Origin of the sequence: Hydrogenoanaerobacterium saccharovorans (genome assembly GCF_016901815.1) — a bacterium.
Classification (GTDB): domain Bacteria; phylum Bacillota; class Clostridia; order Oscillospirales; family Ruminococcaceae; genus Avimicrobium; species Avimicrobium caecorum.
Genome location: NZ_JACSNR010000005.1, coordinates 1 through 17,540 on the forward strand (window position 1 = coordinate 1; position 17,540 = coordinate 17,540).

General features: G+C 57.4%; 20 protein-coding genes and 1 tRNA gene. 19 read left to right on the forward strand and 2 right to left on the reverse strand.

Annotation, left to right across the window (positions count from 1 at the left end):
* The first annotated feature begins 238 nt into the window (after positions 1-238).
* Genes H9X81_RS05690 through H9X81_RS05700 form a run of 3 tightly spaced genes read left to right on the forward strand, consistent with a single transcriptional unit; the run spans position 239 to position 1,822 of the window.
* Positions 239-565, forward strand: a complete 327-nt coding sequence (locus H9X81_RS05690) for a hypothetical protein (RefSeq protein ID WP_204720474.1) — start codon at positions 239-241, stop codon at positions 563-565.
* 32 nt (positions 566-597) lie between these two features.
* Positions 598-1,080, forward strand: a complete 483-nt coding sequence (locus tag H9X81_RS05695; protein ID WP_204720476.1) for an RNA polymerase sigma factor — start codon at positions 598-600, stop codon at positions 1,078-1,080.
* The gene (locus H9X81_RS05700; RefSeq protein WP_204720478.1) at positions 1,073-1,822 is read left to right on the forward strand and encodes an anti-sigma-I factor RsgI family protein; all 750 of its coding nucleotides are present in this window, start codon (positions 1,073-1,075) and stop codon (positions 1,820-1,822) included. The genes H9X81_RS05695 and H9X81_RS05700 overlap by 8 nt, the downstream gene beginning before the upstream one ends.
* Before the next feature lie 119 nt (positions 1,823-1,941).
* Here the strand turns inward: H9X81_RS05700 and H9X81_RS05705 are convergent, their stop codons facing one another.
* Together H9X81_RS05705 and H9X81_RS05710 are read right to left on the reverse strand one after the other, a co-directional pair.
* A complete protein-coding gene (locus H9X81_RS05705) occupies positions 1,942-2,520 on the reverse strand; it encodes a hypothetical protein (RefSeq protein ID WP_204720480.1) in 579 nt (192 codons plus the stop codon).
* A gap of 6 nt (positions 2,521-2,526) precedes the next feature.
* Positions 2,527-2,916 carry a hypothetical protein gene (locus H9X81_RS05710; protein WP_204720482.1) on the reverse strand — a complete coding sequence of 130 codons (390 nt, stop codon included), beginning with the start codon at positions 2,914-2,916 and terminating at the stop codon, positions 2,527-2,529.
* A gap of 15 nt (positions 2,917-2,931) precedes the next feature.
* Here H9X81_RS05710 and H9X81_RS05715 point away from each other — a divergent pair.
* The 16 genes from H9X81_RS05715 (at position 2,932) to H9X81_RS05790 (ending at position 17,461) form a co-directional block, all read left to right on the forward strand.
* Positions 2,932-3,007: transfer RNA gene (locus H9X81_RS05715), tRNA-Thr, on the forward strand.
* 77 nt (positions 3,008-3,084) lie between these two features.
* A complete protein-coding gene (locus H9X81_RS05720) occupies positions 3,085-3,507 on the forward strand; it encodes a hypothetical protein (RefSeq protein WP_177503311.1) in 423 nt (140 codons plus the stop codon).
* 247 nt (positions 3,508-3,754) lie between these two features.
* Positions 3,755-4,654 (forward strand): ribokinase, encoded by a 900-nt coding sequence (locus tag H9X81_RS05725; RefSeq protein ID WP_204720484.1) that lies wholly within the window; start codon positions 3,755-3,757, stop codon positions 4,652-4,654.
* A gap of 63 nt (positions 4,655-4,717) precedes the next feature.
* Complete coding sequence (locus H9X81_RS05730; RefSeq protein WP_204720486.1) at positions 4,718-5,671, forward strand: nucleoside hydrolase; 954 nt, start codon at positions 4,718-4,720, stop codon at positions 5,669-5,671.
* Between the two features lie 14 nt (positions 5,672-5,685).
* Entirely contained in the window at positions 5,686-6,624 is a 939-nt protein-coding gene (locus H9X81_RS05735; RefSeq protein ID WP_204720488.1) for a nucleoside hydrolase, read from the forward strand.
* Positions 6,625-6,834: 210 nt separating this feature from the next.
* Positions 6,835-7,356: a ribosome maturation factor RimP gene (rimP, locus tag H9X81_RS05740; RefSeq protein ID WP_177503316.1), complete on the forward strand. Its 522-nt coding sequence runs from the start codon at positions 6,835-6,837 to the stop codon at positions 7,354-7,356.
* A gap of 31 nt (positions 7,357-7,387) precedes the next feature.
* Positions 7,388-8,443 (forward strand): transcription termination factor NusA, encoded by a 1,056-nt coding sequence (gene nusA, locus H9X81_RS05745; RefSeq protein WP_177503317.1) that lies wholly within the window; start codon positions 7,388-7,390, stop codon positions 8,441-8,443.
* A gap of 41 nt (positions 8,444-8,484) precedes the next feature.
* Entirely contained in the window at positions 8,485-8,751 is a 267-nt protein-coding gene (gene rnpM, locus H9X81_RS05750; RefSeq protein WP_177503318.1) for an RNase P modulator RnpM, read from the forward strand.
* A complete protein-coding gene (locus tag H9X81_RS05755; RefSeq protein WP_177503320.1) occupies positions 8,744-9,070 on the forward strand; it encodes a L7Ae/L30e/S12e/Gadd45 family ribosomal protein in 327 nt (108 codons plus the stop codon). Before rnpM ends, H9X81_RS05755 begins: the two co-directional genes overlap by 8 nt.
* Complete coding sequence (gene infB, locus H9X81_RS05760) at positions 9,067-11,511, forward strand: translation initiation factor IF-2 (RefSeq protein ID WP_191392699.1); 2,445 nt, start codon at positions 9,067-9,069, stop codon at positions 11,509-11,511. Before H9X81_RS05755 ends, infB begins: the two co-directional genes overlap by 4 nt.
* A gap of 82 nt (positions 11,512-11,593) precedes the next feature.
* Positions 11,594-11,935 carry a 30S ribosome-binding factor RbfA gene (gene rbfA / locus H9X81_RS05765; RefSeq protein ID WP_191392700.1) on the forward strand — a complete coding sequence of 114 codons (342 nt, stop codon included), beginning with the start codon at positions 11,594-11,596 and terminating at the stop codon, positions 11,933-11,935.
* Positions 11,936-11,947: 12 nt separating this feature from the next.
* A complete protein-coding gene (locus H9X81_RS05770) occupies positions 11,948-12,901 on the forward strand; it encodes a DHH family phosphoesterase (RefSeq protein ID WP_204720490.1) in 954 nt (317 codons plus the stop codon).
* Complete coding sequence (gene truB / locus H9X81_RS05775) at positions 12,898-13,788, forward strand: tRNA pseudouridine(55) synthase TruB (RefSeq protein WP_177502219.1); 891 nt, start codon at positions 12,898-12,900, stop codon at positions 13,786-13,788. Before H9X81_RS05770 ends, truB begins: the two co-directional genes overlap by 4 nt.
* A gap of 26 nt (positions 13,789-13,814) precedes the next feature.
* On the forward strand, positions 13,815-14,783 hold the full coding sequence (locus H9X81_RS05780) for a bifunctional riboflavin kinase/FAD synthetase (protein WP_204720492.1): 969 nt from the start codon (positions 13,815-13,817) through the stop codon (positions 14,781-14,783).
* A 104-nt stretch (positions 14,784-14,887) separates the two neighbouring features.
* Entirely contained in the window at positions 14,888-15,154 is a 267-nt protein-coding gene (rpsO, locus tag H9X81_RS05785; protein ID WP_177502217.1) for a 30S ribosomal protein S15, read from the forward strand.
* Positions 15,155-15,352: 198 nt separating this feature from the next.
* A complete protein-coding gene (locus H9X81_RS05790; RefSeq protein ID WP_204720494.1) occupies positions 15,353-17,461 on the forward strand; it encodes a polyribonucleotide nucleotidyltransferase in 2,109 nt (702 codons plus the stop codon).
* Positions 17,462-17,540: the final 79 nt, after the last annotated feature.

Genomic DNA, 17,540 nt, shown 5'->3' on the forward strand with positions numbered 1-17,540 from the left:
AATAGCTCAGTCGGTAGAGCATGCGACTGTTAATCGCAGGGTCGTTGGTTCGAGTCCAACTTGGGGAGCCATGCTAAGAAGCATCCGTTTTTCGGGTGCTTCTTTTTTGCGTATGAAAAGTTGAAATTTTCCTCAGAATTTTTTTGGATGCTGAATGGATTTCTGGTTTTCAATCGTATTAGTAGTGAAACCGGTTGAAAAAGATGAAATTTGATTTATAATTCAGGAGGAAACATCTATGAAAAAGGTTCTTATGGGTTCTGTATTCGCTATGATCCTGGCTGCTGGCATCACCACTTCCCTGGCTGCTCCGGGCGGTTACCGTGCTGCTGACCGTGATGGCATCTGTGACTATACTGCACCGTCCTCCGGCTGGGCTTACACCGACGAGGACAATGACGGCGTCTGTGATTATGCCGGTCAGGGCGCTGGCTGGCGCTTTGTGGACGAGGATAACGATGGTGTCTGCGACTATGCCGGACAGGGCGGCTGCGGCTATGCGGACGCCGATGGCGATGGGGTTTGCGATTATTACGGCGAAGGCGGATGCGGCAGAAACCGGTAAGGATTCGGATATAAAAAGAGGGTTTGGGGCTTATGCGGAGTGAATGGGAGGCGAACCGGGCCATTGACCGCTATGCGGATCTGGTCCGGCGGGTCTGTATGATTCATCTGAAGAATCATGCGGATACCGAGGACATCTTTCAGACAGTTTTTCTGAAGTATGTCACCGGCACCACGGAATTTGAGAGCGAGGAGCATGAGAAAGCCTGGTTTATCCGGGTGACTATCAATGCCTGCAAGGATCTTCTCCGGAGTTTTTTCCGGAGCCGGACCGTTTCGCTGGATGATCTGCTGGAGCAGCCGGATCAGGTGCCGGAAGACCACCGGGAAGTGCTGGAAGCGGTGCTGGCACTGCCGGACAAGTACCGGGATGTGGTCTATCTGCACTATTATGAGGGCTATACGGCGCCCGAGATCGGAACCATTCTGCATAAAAATCCCAATACCGTCTATACACTGCTGACCCGTGCCCGGGACGAACTGCGAAAGATGCTGGGAGGTGAGGACTTTGAGTAAAAATCTGAAAGAGGCATTTGACAGCATCCACGCTGATCCTGAACTGAAAGAGTCCACACGGGCTTTCCTGCGGGAGAAAACCGGGAATTATACAGCTCCGGAGCCCCGGCGGCGCAGCGGAGGATTCCGGCGTCTGGCACCGGCTCTGGCCTGCGCGGCCCTGCTGGTGGTGGGTCTGAGCGGCTATCAGGCCTATTTCACCCCGACTTCTGCCATCAGCATTGACATCAACCCCTCGGTGGAGCTGGAGATCAACCGGTTCGACCGGGTCATCACTGTGGAAGGGCTCAACGATGACGGTACTGCCCTGGCAGCTGAGCTGAATGTCCGGTTCATGAGCTATGATGACGCCCTGGGGCAGATCATCGCCAGTGACGCCATCCAGCAGTGCCTGGCGGACGATGGGGTCCTCTCCATCGTGGTGAGCGGCGACAATGAGGTGCAGCAGCAGGAGATCCTCCGCTGTGCCCGGCGCTGTACCTCCGGCGAGAGCAACGCGCACTGCTACGCCGGCAGCTCGGAGGATCTGGCTGAGGCCCAGGCCCTGGGGCTGCCCCTGGGCAAGTACCACGCCTATGAGGAGCTGCATGCCCTTGATCCGAGCATTACGCCGGAGGAGGCCGCCGGCATGACCATGCGGGAGCTCCGGGACCGGATCGATGCCTGTCAGGACGGCGATGAAGAGGAGTCCTACGGAGGCGGTCAGCATCAGCATGGAGGCCGCTGGAACCAGCATGAATAGAGTAAAAACAGCCGGGGCAATGCTCCGGCTGCTTTTGTTCTGGCAGAAAAAAGGGACCAACCGTCCGGGGTGGGCGGTTGGTCCCCATGGCGCTGTCCGTCCGGACAGCAAAGGTATGGTTACCGGCAGCAAACCTGCAGTACGGCACAGATTCCGGCGCCGCAGCAGTTGTTCACAGCATTGCGGCGTACCACTCTGGCACATACATTGGTGAAGCGCATGCAGGACTCAGGCAGATAAACCTGGGTAGTCTGTGTAGTGGTGGCAGTACGGCGGCAGCCGCAGCGGTCGATATAGTCCATGGTGGCAGTGTAGCTGACACTGGTGACATACCGTCCCGAGATCAGTGCGGTGTTGACCGAGTTGATGGCGATCCCCGAGCAGCAGACCTTGCAGACGCCGCTGGCAGGAATGGTTACACGAAGTTGTGTATAGGTGCAGTTGCCGTTGCAGCTGCCATTACAGCCGCTGCTGCAGCCATTGTTGCAGCCACAGGAGCCGGAGCAGCCGGTGTGGGCAGTACAGCTGGAACAGCCGCAGGAACCGGAACGGGAAGAACCGGAGCAGCTGCTGCATCCGCAGGAGCCGTAACAGCCACTGGAGCTGGAGCAGCCGCTGTTGCAGCCGCAGGACGAACATCTATTGCAGGAGCCCCAGATGCTGGAGCAGGAATTGCAGGAATTATTGGAACATGTCATATTCAATCAAAACCTCCTATTCAGTGGTTTGCTCCATCCTATTCTGCCGGCGGGAAAAGTGTGAGGGATTTTCTGCCGGGAAAAAATAAAGGCATGGGGAATCGCACCGGAAAGGCCGGGGGCGGACTGTACCGCCGGAGGAGATCCCGGGCAGGAGAGGGAGGGGAGTGATCCGGCACGGAAGAAAATTTTGAGGAAGGGGGAAAAATTATTTTTGGAAAATCCGCGGGGAACCCCCGAAATGAAGAAAAACATACTGGACAGGCCACCCGAAAAAGCGCGTAGTGATGCGGTTTTTGCAGAAGCAGCGAAAAAAGCAGAAAAACTTTCAAAAAAAGTATTGACATCCGGCAATCGGATTGATATAATAAACAAGCAGTCAGCGATGGCCCACAAAAATAAATCAGAAATGCTGCTATGGCTCAGTAGGCAGAGCACGTCCTTGGTAAGGACGAGGTCACCAGTTCGAATCTGGTTAGCAGCTCCAAAATCAGACGATTACGGCATTCGTAGTCGTCTTTTTTCTTACTCCGGCAGACCGCCCAAGGAAAGGACAGAAGAAATATGGAGATACAGAATACTGCAGCCAAAAGCTGTGAAAATCTTGCCGCCACTGCGGTGGAGTATGCCGCCAGCCTCGGGAAGGTGCTGGACTACACCCCTGCCAGCGTATCGGTTCTGGACGAGATCCTGCAGATCTACCATGAGGACATCCATCACTCCGAGCCCACAGAGGATCAGGTGTACAGTGTGGCCCTGATCTTCGGAGCCTATCTGGGAGAGTGCATCCGTCTGAGTGTCCCGCAGGACAGCGGCTGTCAGTGGGTGATCGTCGAGGGCGAACCGGTGCTGGATCAGATGGGCGTCCGGTTCGGTCCGGTGAGCAAGGTCTACCGCCGCCTGACCAACTGTGAAGAGGAAAGCCTGATCCCCTATTTCCATGTTGTGGCTGGATTTGTCCGGGAACGCCCGGAATTTGACTCCTGATCCTTCAGAACCCCTGGTTTTTTCATGACCAGGTTTTTTTGCAGGAAGTCCAACATTTCCGATAGATTCGACAGCATTTCCATTAAAACATTGTGTAAATTTCAGATGACTTTTGGTTGACAATCCTTTTACATTCCCGATATACTTATACCAATAGCGTATTTTTGACTGTGTTTGCGCTGTTTTTACAGGTTGTACCGGGCAGGGACCCGGTCATTTGTTTATCACACTGCAAAGAGGTGCTGAGATGAAGGTATTGAATTTCGGTTCGCTGAATCTGGACTATGTCTATTCAGTGGACAATTTTTTGCGCCCCGGCGAGACCAAAAGCGCCATGGACCGCAATACATTCCTGGGCGGCAAGGGCTTTAACCAGTCCATTGCTCTGGCTAAGGCAGGAATTCCGGTCTATCACGCTGGCAACGCCGGAGAGTCTGCCGAGGTGTTCCGCCGGGAACTGGAACAGCATGGCGCGGATGTCCGCTTCCTGAAGGGCGGCGATGAGGTCTGCGGTCATGCCATGATCCAGGTGGACAGCCGTGGTCAGAACTGTATCCTGATCTTCCATGGCTCCAACTACAACATTGATGAAGCCTATGTGGACAGTGTACTGGATCAGTTCGAAAGCGGCGATATGGTAGTGCTGCAGAATGAGATCAATACTACCCACTATATTATTGAAGAAGCCTACAAGCGGGGCATGAAGATTGCCCTGAATCCCTCCCCCTATGATGAGACCATCCATCGCATGCCGCTGGAAAAGCTCAGCTGGCTGGTGCTCAATGAGGTGGAGGTCAAGGATCTCTCGGGTCAGGATACCGAGGAGGCCTATGTCCGCTGGTTCCGGGAACGCTTCCCGGATCTCCGGGTGGTCGTCACCCTGGGACGCCGCGGCGCCATGTATATCGACCGGGACCAGGTGATCCGTCACCCGGCCTATAATACCACCATTGTGGATACCACCGCGGCAGGCGATGTATTCACCGGCTTCTTCCTGGCAGGCCAGGCGCAGGGCCGTGCGGTGGAGGAGACCATGCAGATCGCTTCCAAGGCAGCGGGCATCAGTGTATCCCGTCATGGAGCAGCTGCTTCGGCTCCCACCATAGATGAGGTAATGGCAGCCGAACTGGAACCGGTGCAGCTCTGAGTGATTCAGAACGATCAAGGGAATTGCTGCCATATTGCGGCAGAACAATACAGGAGGATCAATATGAGGAAAATCCCGATTATTATGGACTGTGACCCCGGACATGACGACGCCCTGGCAATGCTGTGGGCGCTTTCCGAGCCGGAAAAGCTGGAGATCAAGGCGGTGACCATTGTTGCCGGCAACCAGACCCTGGAAAAGACCACCCGCAATGCTCTGCGGGTACTGACCTTCGCGGGGGTACACAACATTCCTGTTGCCATGGGCGCGGACCATCCGCTGATGCGTCCTTCCATCTTTGAGGAAGGCGTTACCGAGATGGTACACGGTCAGTCCGGTCTGGACGGCCCGGCTATGCCCGAACCCGGCTTTGCTCCTAAGAAGATGTCGGCTCTGCAGCTGCTCATCAAGACCATCGAGGAGAGCGAGGAGAAGATCACTCTGGTGCCCACCGGCCCGCTGACCAACATTGCGGCGCTGTTCCTGGTGCGTCCTGACCTCAAGGAGAAGATCGAGCGCATCTCCCTCATGGGCGGCGGCGCTTACACCGGCAACTGGACCCCGGCTGCCGAGTACAACATCTATGTGGACCCCGAGGCCGCCAGTATTGTATTCAACTCCGGCGTGCCCATCGTGATGGCTGGTCTGGATGTGACCCATCAGGCCTACATCACCCGGGAAGAGAATGAGATCCTCCGTCAGAAGGGCGGACGCATCGCTGTCTTTGCCGCTGAGCTCATTGACTTCTTCAGCCGTTACCACTACGAGGTGGAGAAGCTGCCCGGCTGCACCATCCACGATGCCTGTGCCGTGGCTTACCTCTGTCATCCCGAGATCTTCGTGGAGAAGCAGTGCCATGTGGACATCGAGCTGGAGGGCAGCCTTACTGCCGGTACCACTGTCTGCGATCCCGGCAACTATGAGGGCAAGGAAAAGAATGCCACCGTCCTGTACGGTGTGGACCGTGAGAAGTTTGCCGAGCTGTTCATCGAAGCGATGAGCAAGCTGGACAAGTAAGGGGAGGAAACAAGATGGCAAAGATCCCGCTGATTATTGACTGCGATCCCGGACATGACGACGCCATTGCGCTGATGCTGGCTGCATCCGCAAGCGATGTGTTCGATCTCCGGGCTGTAACCACCGTGGGCGGCGCCCAGTCGGTGGATAAGACCTTCTACAATGCCCGCCGGGTACTGACCGTCATCGGTCTGGATGTACCGGTGGCCCGCGGTGCGGCTCAGCCCATGGTGCGCAAGGCCCTGAGCGGTACTGAGATCGTCCACGGCGAATCGGGTCTGGACGGCCCCAGGCTGCCCGAACCCGACCTGACCCCCTGCAACCTCACCGCTTTCGAGCTGCTCTGCAAGGTGCTGGAGGAGGCCGAGGAGCCGGTGACCATCTGTCCCACCGGCCCGATGACCAACATCGGCATCCTGCTGGCTGTGCGCCCCGATCTCAAGAAGAAGATCAAGGAGTTCTCCATCATGGGCGGCGGCTTCTATATGGGCAACTGGACCGCTGCGGCAGAGTTCAATATCCTCGCTGACCCCGAGGCTGCCAAGATCATGTTCGATTCGGGCATCCCGATCATCATGTCCGGCCTGGATGTGACCCACAAGGCCTATGTCACCCGGGAGGAGAATGAGGTGATCCGTGCAAACGGCAACCGCTGCTCGGTACTGGCTGCGGAGCTCATCGACTACTTCAGCCGCTACCACTATGAGGTGGAGCATCTGCCCGGCTGCACCCTGCATGATCCCTGTGCTGTGGCCTATCTGCTCAAGCCTGAGATCTTCACCGGCAAGCTCTGCCATGTGGATATTGACGTCAACGGTCAGTATACCCTGGGCAAGACCATTGTGGACTGGTTCGACCACACCCACAAGGAGAAGAATGTACTGGTGCTGCATGATGTGGACCGTCCCGCTTTTGTGGAACTGCTCACCACTCAGCTCGCCAAGCTGCGGTAACCCCTGTTTCTGACACGATAAAACGGCGCTGCGTGGCTGCGGCGCCGTTTTTTGCGGCCCGGGAGCGGGTTTTTACAGAAAAAAACTGTTGCTATCCCGGAAAAAGTATGATATACTTCTACTTGTAGATTATGGGAAAAAGGAGTGGGTGATAACACCCGCTCTTTTCTTATGTTGGAGCAAGTCAAGGAAAACGAGGTGTATCAAAGAATGCCGTCTGGCGCTAAAAAAGGCAAGAAACCCAATACCGTCGCAGTGGTAACGGCACTGGCAGCCCCGGTTGCGGAACGGATGGGACTCACCATCTGGGATGTCCGCTTTGAAAAGGAGGGCAGCTCCTGGTTCCTGCGCATCTTCATCGATAAGGACGAAGGACTCACCATGGGCGAGTGCGAAGCCTATACCCGGGAGATGAACAAGCTGCTGGATGAAGCCGATCCCATCGACCAGAGCTACTATCTGGAGATCGGTTCGCCGGGAGTGGAACGGGAACTGACCCGGGACTGGCACTTCCAGAAGTATCTGGGCTCAGAGGTGACTGTCCGTCTGATCCGTCCGGTGGACGGTGTCCGGGACTTCACCGGTGTGCTCACTGCCAGCGATGAAAATGGGGTCACCATCCAGCTGGATGAGGAAAATGAAATGACCTTTGAGCGGTCGGAAGCGGCCTATGTTCGCCTTGTGGACAATTACGATTATGCCTCTGCCGAACTGGCGGAGGATTCAGAGTGATACAGCAGACTAGCAGGAGGAACTGGGAAAAATGAATAAGGAATTTTTTGAAGCACTGGCGATGCTGGAAAAGGAAAAGGGCATCCCCATGCAGTACCTGATCGAAAAGATCGAAGCCGCCATCTCCATCGCCATCAAGCGGGACGAGAACGGCGCTGAGGACAATGTAGTGGAGATCAACCCCGAGACCGGACGCTTCTATGTAGCGGTGCGCAAGACCGTTGTAGAGGAGATCGAGGACCCCGCCAATGAGATCCTCAAGGCTGAGGCTGCCAAGTACAACAAGACTGCCGCTGTGGGCGACATCATTGAGATCCCGCTGGAGACCAAGGACTTCGGACGCATCGCGGCCCAGGCTGCCAAGCATGTGATCCGGCAGGGCATCCGGGAAGCGGAACGGGAGCGCATCATGCAGGAGTATCAGAGCCACTGCAATGACATCATCACTGCCACTGTACTGCGCACCGATGCCAAGACCGGCAATGTGACCCTGGAACTGGTGAACAAGACTGAGGCTGTCCTGCCCAAGAGCGAGCAGGTGCCCGGCGAGACCTTCGCCGATGGTCAGCGCATCCGTGTCTATGTCATGGATGTATTTGCCGGCGACAAGGGCCCCCGCATGAAGATCTCCCGTACCCGGGCTGGTCTGGTGGAGCGCCTGTTTGAGATGGAAGTGCCGGAGATCTATGACGGCACCATCGAGATCAAGTCCACTGCCCGGGAAGCCGGTTCCCGTACCAAGATGGCAGTCTGGTCCAAGAACCCGGATGTGGACGCCGTGGGCGCCTGCATCGGTCCCAAGGGCACCCGTGTATCGGGCATCGTGGAAGAGCTGGGCGGCGAGAAGATCGATGTAGTCAAGTACTCGGAGGATATCCGGGAGTTCATCGGTGCGGCCCTGGCTCCGGCTGATGTGCTGAATGTGGAGATCGAGGACGAGGAAGCCCGCAGCTGCAAGGTCACTGTACCGGATAACCAGCTCTCGCTGGCCATCGGCAACAAGGGTCAGAATGCCCGTCTGGCTGCCAAGCTCACCGGCTGGAAGATCGATATCCGCCCTGAGAGCGGTTTCTATGGCGAAGAATAATTTCTTCGCAGCCTTGAAAACGCAGGAAAGGGGGGCATGATATGATCAAGAAGATCCCCATGCGCCGGTGTGTCGGCTGCATGGAGCAGAAATCGAAGCGGGAACTGATCCGGGTGGTGCGCAGCCCCGAAGGAGAGATCTCCCTGGATACCACCGGCAAGAAGCCGGGACGGGGTGCCTATCTCTGCCCGGACCCGGAATGCCTTGCCAAGGCCCAGAAGGCCCGGCGGCTGGAACGGGCATTCTCCTGTGAGATCCCCGCTGAGGTATATGAACGGATCGGGAAGGAGCTGGAATCACATGAATGACAGCTTGCTTCCATCCATTGGACTGGCCCGGAAAGCGGGCAAACTGATATTGGGATTTGACGCGGTCAGCACAGCCTGCAAAAACGGTACAGCGGCCCTGGTGCTGCTGTCCGAAGACCTGTCACCCAAAAGCCGGAAGGAAATCGTGCGGATAGCGCAGCAATATGAGATTCGCTGGTTTGACGCACCGTTCCAGATGGGGGACATCGACAGACTGCTGCATAAGCGTGCAGGAATACTGGCTGTCAGCGACGAGGGCTTTGTCAGGATGTTTCTCAAGCATCTGCCCGCACATGAGAAGGAGGACCAGACAATATGACAGAAAAGTGCAAACTCAACGATCTTGCCAAAGATCTTGGTGTTTCCAATAAAGAACTCATCGACCTGATCGAAGCCCGTTTCGGCGAGCAGAAGAAGGCCACTGCCGTACTGGTGGATCAGGAACTCAACTATGTAGTGGAGTACTACTCCAAGAAGGGCGAGGTCAAGAGCTTCGATCAGTATTTTGCTGACGGCGAAAAGAAGCGTGCCGAGCGTCTGGCTCCCAAGCCCGCAGAGCAGAAGAAGCCTCAGGAGAAGCCGGCTGAGAAGCAGGCTCACACCGAGAAGAAGCCTGAGCCCAAGAAGGCTGAGGCTCAGAAGCCGGCTGAAAAGCCTGCCCAGAAGCAGGAGGAGAAGCGTCCGGCCCAGCAGAACCAGAAGCATCAGAAGAAGCCGGCAGCTGCCCGTCAGGCCACTACCACTCTGGATACCCGGGGTGCGGAAAAGACCGAAAAGGTCGAGGTGCGCCAGAATGTGACCCATGTGGACACCCGTGCTGCCAATGTAGAGCTGGATAAGTACAACGAGCGGTATGAGCGCATTGCCCCTGCCAGCTCCCAGAAGGATAACTTTGTCAAGAAGCAGAAGCTCAACCAGAAGTCCCAGCGCCGGGGCAAGCCGGTCAAGAGCCGCAAGGAGCAGGAAGCTGAGCAGATGCGCCGTCTGGAGATGGAGCGTCAGCGCCGTCAGCGTCTGGAGATCAAGATCCCCGATGAGATCACCGTCGGCGAACTGGCTTCCCGTCTGAAGGTACAGGCCGCTGAGATCATCAAGCGTCTGATGAGCGTCGGCGTTATGGCTTCCATCTCGGATGTCATCGACTACGATACCGCTGCCCTGGTTGCCATGGAAATCGGCGCCAAGGTTGAGAAGGAAGTCTTTGTCACCATCGAGGAGCGTCTGTTCGAGCCCGAGGAGGACAAGGACGAGGATCTGGTCAAGAGAAGCCCCATCGTGGTTGTAATGGGTCACGTTGACCATGGTAAGACCTCCCTGCTGGATGCCATCCGCAAGACCAATGTCACCACCGGTGAGGCCGGCGGCATTACCCAGCACATCGGCGCCTATCAGGTACGCATCAACGGCGAGGCCATCACCTTCCTGGATACCCCCGGACACGAGGCATTCACCGCCATGCGTGCCCGCGGCGCTCAGGTCACCGATATTGCCGTACTGGTTGTGGCTGCGGACGACGGCATCATGCCCCAGACCGTTGAAGCCATCAACCATGCCAAGGCTGCCAATGTATCCATCATTGTAGCCATCAACAAGATCGATAAGCCCACCGCCAACCCCGACAAGGTAAAGCAGGAGCTCACCGAGTACGGTCTGGTTCCTGAAGAGTGGGGCGGCGATGTGATCTGTGTTCCCGTTTCCGCCAAGACCGGCGAGAACATCGACACCCTGCTGGAGATGATCAACCTGGTGGCAGAGGTACAGGAACTCAAGGCCAACCCCAACCGTATGGCGACCGGTACTGTCATCGAGGCCCGTCTGGACAAGGGCCGTGGTCCCGTTGCCACCATGCTGGTACAGAATGGTACCCTGCATACCGGTGATGTCATCATCGCCGGCGCTGCCCTGGGCCGTGTGCGTGTGATGCTCGATGACCGGGGCAACCGCATCCAGGCTGCCGGTCCGTCCATGCCGGTGGAGATCACCGGTCTGGCCGAGGTTCCCGCCGCGGGCGATACCTTCCACGCAGTCGAGGACGAGCGCCTTGCCAAGGAACTGGTAGAGCAGCGTAAGCAGGAGGCCAAGGAGGAGCAGTTCAGCGCTTACCGCAAGGTAACCCTGGATAACCTGTTCTCCCAGATCTCCGAGGGCGAGATGAAGGAACTGCCCATCATCGTCAAGGCAGATGTACAGGGCTCGGTGGAAGCTGTGAAGCAGTCGCTGGAGAAGATCTCCAACGAGGAGGTCCGGGTCAAGGTAATCCATGGCGCTGTTGGTGCGGTAAGCGAGTCGGATGTTATGCTGGCGAACGCTTCCAATGCCATCATCGTTGGCTTCAATGTCCGTCCCGACCCCGTTGCCAAGGAGATGGCAGAGCGGGAAGATGTGGAGATCCGTCTGTACCGCATCATCTATGATGCCATCAACGAGATCACTGATGCCATGAAGGGCATGCTGGCTCCCAAGTACCGGGATGTGGATCTGGGCCGTGCCGAAGTGCGTCAGGTTTACAAGATCTCCAGCGTCGGTACCGTAGCGGGCTGCTATGTGCTGGACGGCAAGCTGGCCCGGAATGCCAAGATCCGTGTTGTGCGTGACGGCATTGTAGTGGCTGAGGACGAGATGTCCAGCCTCAAGCGCTTCAAGGACGATGCCAAGGAAGTAGCCAAGGGCTATGAGTGCGGTGTTACCCTGGAGAAGTTTGCGGACATCAAGGAAGGCGATATCTTCGAGGCCTATATCACCGAAGAATACCGCGACTGATTTTAACTGGAATACACAAACCGGCAGGCGGAGCGGACAACTGATCCGCCCCGCTTCGCCGTCTTAAAAAGGAGGCTACGAGATGGCTTCTCACAGACATGACCGCCTGACGGAGGATATCCGTCGGGAACTCACCGATATTTTCCGTATGCTCAAGGACCCCCGCATCACCGGTATGATCAGCATTGTCAAGGTGGATCTGTCCGGGGATCAGTCCTACTGCAAGGTCTATATCAGCTCGCTGGACGGCCTGGAAGCTGCCAACCGTGCTGTGGAAGGCCTGAAGAGTGCCGCTGGATTTATCCGCCGGGAGATCGGCAGCCGGCTCAAGATGCGCCGGACCCCGGAATTCCACTTCATCAGCGATGATTCCATCGAATACAGTGCGGACATCGCCCGGATTCTCTACGACCTGGATAAATAAAAGGAGCGGCCTATGTTTACCGATATTCACAACTGCTGCATGCTGCTGGGAACGGCAGATGACATTCTGATCCTCTGCCACAAGTCCCCGGACGGGGATACCATCGGCGCGGCATACGGGCTCTATCATGCCCTGACCCATCTGGGCCGCCGGGCAGCGGTGCGGTGTTCTGATCCGCTGCCGGAGAAGTTCGCCTATATCCATGGCGGCATTGAAATGCCCGAGTTTGAACCCCAGCTGATCATTGCGGTGGATATTGCCGGTCCGGGCCTGCTGGGCCCGGCGCTGGAACAGTATGCGGACCGGGTGGATCTCTGCATTGACCACCATGTGAGCAATTCCGATTATGCCGGGCTCACCCTGCTGGACGCCCAGGCTGCGGCGGCCTGCGAGGTGATGACCTCGGTGATCCGGCATCTGGGCGTGCCGCTGACCAAGCCCATGGCAGATGCCCTGTTCACCGGATGTGCCACCGATACCGGCTGTTTCCGGTACTCCAATACCACAGCGAACACCCTGCGCACCGCCGCGGATCTCATCGATGCCGGCGCCGACAGCGCCCGTATCACCAACGATCTCTTTGAAACCGTTTCCCGCAAGCGCATGACCCTGGAGAACCGCATCATGGATACCCTGGAGTATCACTTTGATGACCGGTGTGCCACCATTGTCATGTCCCGGGCCCTGCTCGATGAGCTGGGCGCCAAGGTGGAGGATCTGGAGGGCATCGTGTCCATTCCCCGGCGCATTGAGGGCGTGGATGTGGCGGTGGCCTTCCGGGAGAATCCCTCGGGCACCTACAAGATCTCGGTGCGGACCGGCGAAAAGGCCAACGCCTCTGCCATCTGCGAGAACTTCGGCGGCGGCGGACATGTCCGGGCGGCGGGCTGCAATGTGCCCGGTCCGCTGGAACATGCCAAGGAACTGCTGCTGGAAGCCGTGAGAAAGGAACTGACCGGCGCATGAGAGATGGAATCATCTGCATCGACAAACCCGCCGAACACACCTCCTTTGATGTGATCGCCCGGGTACGGGGCATCCTGCACATGAAAAAGGTGGGCCATGCCGGAACCCTGGACCCCATGACCACCGGAGTGCTCCCGGTCTTTCTGGGGCGGGCCACCAAGGCCTGTGATATCCTGCCGGTGCAGGATAAGCGCTACCGGGCCCGGTTCCAGCTGGGCGTCACCACCGATACCCAGGACTGCACCGGCACTGTGCTGGAACGCCGGGAAGTCCGGGTGAGCCGGGAGGAACTCATCGCCGCCATCCGCTCCTTTGAAGGGGAGCAGATGCAGCTGCCGCCCATGTATTCGGCAATACAGGTGGGCGGTCGCCGGCTCTATGACATCGCCCGGGAGGGCGGCACCGTGGAGCGCACGCCCCGTCCGGTGACCTTCTACTCCATCGAGATCCTGGATCTCGGGGAGGATTGGGCAGAGATCGATGTTCACTGCTCCAAGGGCAGTTATATCCGCACTCTCTGCCATGACATCGGCGAAAAGCTGGGCTGCGGCGCCATGCTCACCCAGCTGCGCCGCACCATGGCAGCCGGCTTTACCGAAGCGGACTGCCTGACCCTGGAACAGCTCACCGCCCTGGCGGCAGAGGGCAGGGCAGAGGAGGCGGTGATCCCGGTGGAGCGGATCTTTGACTGTCTGCCCCGGCTCACCCTCACCCCCAAGCTCACCCGGCTGTTCCTCAACGGGGCGCCTCTCTCCCTGACCCAGTTCACCCTCCCGGAAGGGGAGGAGCTGGCAGTCTGGTCCGAGGCAGGAGAGTTCCTGGGCATTGCCGCCCCCGATCAGGAGGCCGGACGGCTGGTGACCCGCAAGCTCTTCAAACTCCTGTGATTTTTAAGCGAAAGGAAGGACTGCATTTGATCCTCTCAGATACTCTGTCCGCGCATCTGCCGGAGCGTCCCACCGCAGTGGCGCTGGGCTTCTTTGACGGCATCCACCGCGGACATACCAAGGTGATCTCCGCAGCGGTGCAGGCGGCACGCCAGCAGGGACTGATCCCCTGTGTATTCACCTTTTCCCCGCCGGGAAAGGGCGGCCCCAAGCCGGTGGGAGAACTGATCCAGACCGATGAGGTCAAGCAGTATATCCTGGAGCGCATGGGGGTACGGCAGATCTTCCGTCCGCCCTTTGAGGAGTTCCGGGACCTGACGCCGGAGGAGTTTGTCCGGAAGGTGCTGGCGGAACGCTTCCAGGCCCGGGTTGTGGCCTGCGGGGAGAACTTCCACTTCGGCAAGAATGCCGCCGGCAACGCCGAGCTGCTCTGCCAGCTCGGGCAGGAGTATGGCATCGAAGTCATCGTTGTGCCGCTGGAGCGGGAGAATGGGGAGGTTATCAGTTCCACCCTGATCCGCAAGGCTCTGCGGGACGGCGAGATCGAAACAGCCAACCGTCTGCTGGGGCATCCCTATACGCTCATTGCGCCGGTGGTGCATGGCAGGGGACTGGGCCGGCAGTGGAACTATCCCACCGCCAACCAGTATTTCCCGGATGAGCAGATCATTCCCCAGAACGGGGTCTATGCCACCATAGCGGTCTGTGATGGAAAACGGTATGTGGGTTCCACCAATGTGGGGAAGAAACCCACCGTGGGCGGGCAGACCGTCCTCAGTGAGACCTTCCTGGTGGATTATAAAGGCGATCTGTATGGGAAGAATCTCATTGTGGAATTCTATCATTTTGTCCGTGGGGAGAAGAAATTCGGCTCTCTGGAGGAGCTGCGGGCTGCCATTGAGGACAGTACGCGGAAATCGGTGGAACTCTGCGAAAAATACCGGGAAATCCCTTTACAAACAGACGAAGCTGTGCTACAATCTATTGGTAACTGACCTGTACTCAGCTTGAGGGGTTTGCCGCTGGATTACCGCGGCTGTTCACCAGGCCTCAGGCTTAGTTCATGGCTGTACAAAAATTTATATGAGGTGAATGTACTATGATGCTCAAGGAAGAAAAGCAGGCTATTATTGCCGAAAACAGAGCCCACGAGACCGATACCGGTTCTGCTGAGGTACAGATCGCAATCCTGACCAAGCGGATCAACGACCTGACCGAGCATGTGAAGGTTCATCAGAAGGACCATCACTCCCGCCGCGGTCTGCTGAAGATGGTTGGTAAGAGAAGAAATCTGCTCAACTATCTCCAGAAGAAGGATATCGAGCGCTACCGCGCCATCGTTGCCAAGCTGGGTCTGCGCAAGTAATAGTTTTTTACGGCTTAAGAAGGCAGGTGGTCCATTCACCTGCCTTTTGCGCTTATATGGGATGCCGGACAGACCGGCTGTCCTGTACTCTTTTAGCAGTAGACCGACCGCCCGATCCCTCCCGGATGGAGCGGCGGGTCCATTGCTAAAAAGATCAGGCTGCGGATCGGTCCGGCTCCAACTAAGGAGGTAAAATTGATGTTCGAGAATTTTCGCGTATTCAAAACCGAATTCGCCGGACGGGAAATGAGCTTTGAAGTAGGCAAAATGTGCGGACTTTCCAACGGCTCCTGTCTGGTGCGTTACGGTGAGACCACCGTCCTGGTCAACGTCACTGCTTCCCAGAAGCCCCGTGACGGCATCGACTTCTTCCCGCTGTCGGTGGACTTCGAAGAGAAGCTCTACTCGGTAGGCCGCATTCCCGGCTCCTTCCTGCGCCGGGAGGGCCGTCCCAGTGAAAAGGCTGTGCTGTCCTCCCGTGTGGTAGACCGCTCCATCCGTCCGCTGTTCCCGTCGGATATGCGCAACGATGTGGCTGTGGTCATGACCGTCCTCTCGGTGGACCCCGACTGCTCTCCTGAGGTATGCGGCATTGTGGGTACATCCTTTGCCCTGTCCATTTCGGATATTCCGTGGGCAGGCCCCATTGCCGGCATCAGCGTCGGCATGGTGGATGGCGAACTGATCCTCAACCCCAATGCGGAACAGCGCCACAAGAGCGACCTGAACCTCACCGTCTGCGGTACCGAGGAGAAGGTGTGCATGCTGGAGTGCGGCGCCAATGAAGTGGACAACGACACCATGATGGAAGCCATCATCAAGGGCCATCAGGAAGTACAGAAGATGTGCCGCTTCATCGCGGAGGTACAGGCTGAGATCGGCAAGCCCAAGTTCAGCTTTGAATCCAAGGAACTGGATCATGATATGTTCGAGGCTGTGAAGGAATATGCCATCGACCGTGTGAAGTATGCTCTGGATACCGATGACAAGAATATCCGGGAAGAGCGTCTGCGTCCCGTTTATGAGGAAGTACACGCCCACTTTGATCCCATCTACCCCGAGCAGGAGATGCAGATCGACGAGTGCCTCTACAAGCTGCAGAAGTTTGTGGTACGCCGCTGGCTGCTCGATGAGGGCAAGCGTGTGGACGGCCGCGGCATGGACGAGATGCGTCCTCTGGCTGCGGAAGTCGGCCTGATTCCCCGGGTACATGGTTCGGGTATGTTCACCCGTGGCCAGACCCAGGTGCTGACCATTGCCACTCTGGGTTCCATCCGGGATTCCCAGCTGCTGGACGGCATCGATGAGGAGACCGAAAAGCGCTATATCCATCACTACAACTTCCCCTCCTACTCGGTGGGTGAGACCCGTCCTTCCCGTGGCCCGGGCCGCCGGGAGATCGGTCACGGCGCTCTGGCTGAGAAGGCCCTGCGTCCGGTGATCCCGTCGGTTGAGGAGTTCCCCTATACCCTGCGTCTGGTATCGGAAGTGCTCTCCTCCAACGGTTCCACCTCCCAGGCTTCCATCTGCGGCTCCACTCTGGCCCTGATGGACGCTGGTGTGCCCATCAAGGCTCCGGTAGCCGGTATCTCCTGCGGTCTGATCTCCGAGGGCGACGGCTGGAGCACCATGGTGGATATCCAGGGTCTGGAGGACTTCTTCGGTGATATGGACTTCAAGGTCGGCGGTACCCACAAGGGCATCACTGCCATCCAGGTGGATATGAAGGTGCATGGCATCAGCTATGATGTGATCCGCAGCGCCCTGGACAAGACCTACAAGGCCCGTTGCTACATCCTGGATGAGATCATGCTCAAGGCCATTCCGGAAGTGCGTCCGGAGCTGAGCAAGTATGCTCCCAAGATGCTCACCCTGATGATCGACACTGAGAAGATCCGTGAAGTAATCGGTTCGGGCGGCAAGGTGATCCAGAAGATCTCCGCTGACTGCGGCGTCAAGATCGACATCGAGGATGATGGTCATGTCTTTGTATCCGGCGTTGATATGGAAGGCTGCCGCCGTGCGGTACAGATCATCGAGACCATTGCCAAGGATCCCGAAGTGGGTGCCTTCTACAAGGGCCGTGTTACCCGTCTGATGAACTTCGGCGCCTTTGTGGAGATCGCTCCCGGCAAGGAAGGTCTGGTACATATCTCCAAGCTGGATACCAAGCGGGTAGAACGCGTGGAAGATGTGGTATCGGTGGGCGATGAGATCATTGTCAAGGTGACCGAGATCGACTCCCAGGGCCGGATCAATCTGTCCCGTCGGGATGCACTGGAAGCCATGGAAGCAAAAAAGAAGTAATAACCTGCATTTGGGCAAGGGACGACTGAAAAATCGTCCCTTGTTTTTTATTTTTGGGGAAAATTGGGGCCATACCGGT

What these genes read in the sequence shown, in the direction of transcription:
- H9X81_RS05770 (WP_204720490.1), top strand. Translation starts at nt 11,948, where the DNA reads ATGTTTACCGATATTCACAACTGCTGCATGCTGCTGGGAACGGCAGAT.
- H9X81_RS05790 (WP_204720494.1), top strand. Translation starts at nt 15,353, where the DNA reads ATGTTCGAGAATTTTCGCGTATTCAAAACCGAATTCGCCGGACGGGAA.
- H9X81_RS05735 (WP_204720488.1), top strand. Translation starts at nt 5,686, where the DNA reads ATGGCAAAGATCCCGCTGATTATTGACTGCGATCCCGGACATGACGAC.
- nusA (WP_177503317.1), top strand. Translation starts at nt 7,388, where the DNA reads ATGAATAAGGAATTTTTTGAAGCACTGGCGATGCTGGAAAAGGAAAAG.
- H9X81_RS05720 (WP_177503311.1), top strand. Translation starts at nt 3,085, where the DNA reads ATGGAGATACAGAATACTGCAGCCAAAAGCTGTGAAAATCTTGCCGCC.
- rimP (WP_177503316.1), top strand. Translation starts at nt 6,835, where the DNA reads ATGCCGTCTGGCGCTAAAAAAGGCAAGAAACCCAATACCGTCGCAGTG.
- rpsO (WP_177502217.1), top strand. Translation starts at nt 14,888, where the DNA reads ATGATGCTCAAGGAAGAAAAGCAGGCTATTATTGCCGAAAACAGAGCC.
- H9X81_RS05705 (WP_204720480.1), bottom strand. Translation starts at nt 2,520, where the DNA reads ATGACATGTTCCAATAATTCCTGCAATTCCTGCTCCAGCATCTGGGGC.
- H9X81_RS05725 (WP_204720484.1), top strand. Translation starts at nt 3,755, where the DNA reads ATGAAGGTATTGAATTTCGGTTCGCTGAATCTGGACTATGTCTATTCA.
- rnpM (WP_177503318.1), top strand. Translation starts at nt 8,485, where the DNA reads ATGATCAAGAAGATCCCCATGCGCCGGTGTGTCGGCTGCATGGAGCAG.
- H9X81_RS05695 (WP_204720476.1), top strand. Translation starts at nt 598, where the DNA reads ATGCGGAGTGAATGGGAGGCGAACCGGGCCATTGACCGCTATGCGGAT.
- infB (WP_191392699.1), top strand. Translation starts at nt 9,067, where the DNA reads ATGACAGAAAAGTGCAAACTCAACGATCTTGCCAAAGATCTTGGTGTT.
- H9X81_RS05690 (WP_204720474.1), top strand. Translation starts at nt 239, where the DNA reads ATGAAAAAGGTTCTTATGGGTTCTGTATTCGCTATGATCCTGGCTGCT.
- rbfA (WP_191392700.1), top strand. Translation starts at nt 11,594, where the DNA reads ATGGCTTCTCACAGACATGACCGCCTGACGGAGGATATCCGTCGGGAA.
- truB (WP_177502219.1), top strand. Translation starts at nt 12,898, where the DNA reads ATGAGAGATGGAATCATCTGCATCGACAAACCCGCCGAACACACCTCC.
- H9X81_RS05755 (WP_177503320.1), top strand. Translation starts at nt 8,744, where the DNA reads ATGAATGACAGCTTGCTTCCATCCATTGGACTGGCCCGGAAAGCGGGC.
- H9X81_RS05730 (WP_204720486.1), top strand. Translation starts at nt 4,718, where the DNA reads ATGAGGAAAATCCCGATTATTATGGACTGTGACCCCGGACATGACGAC.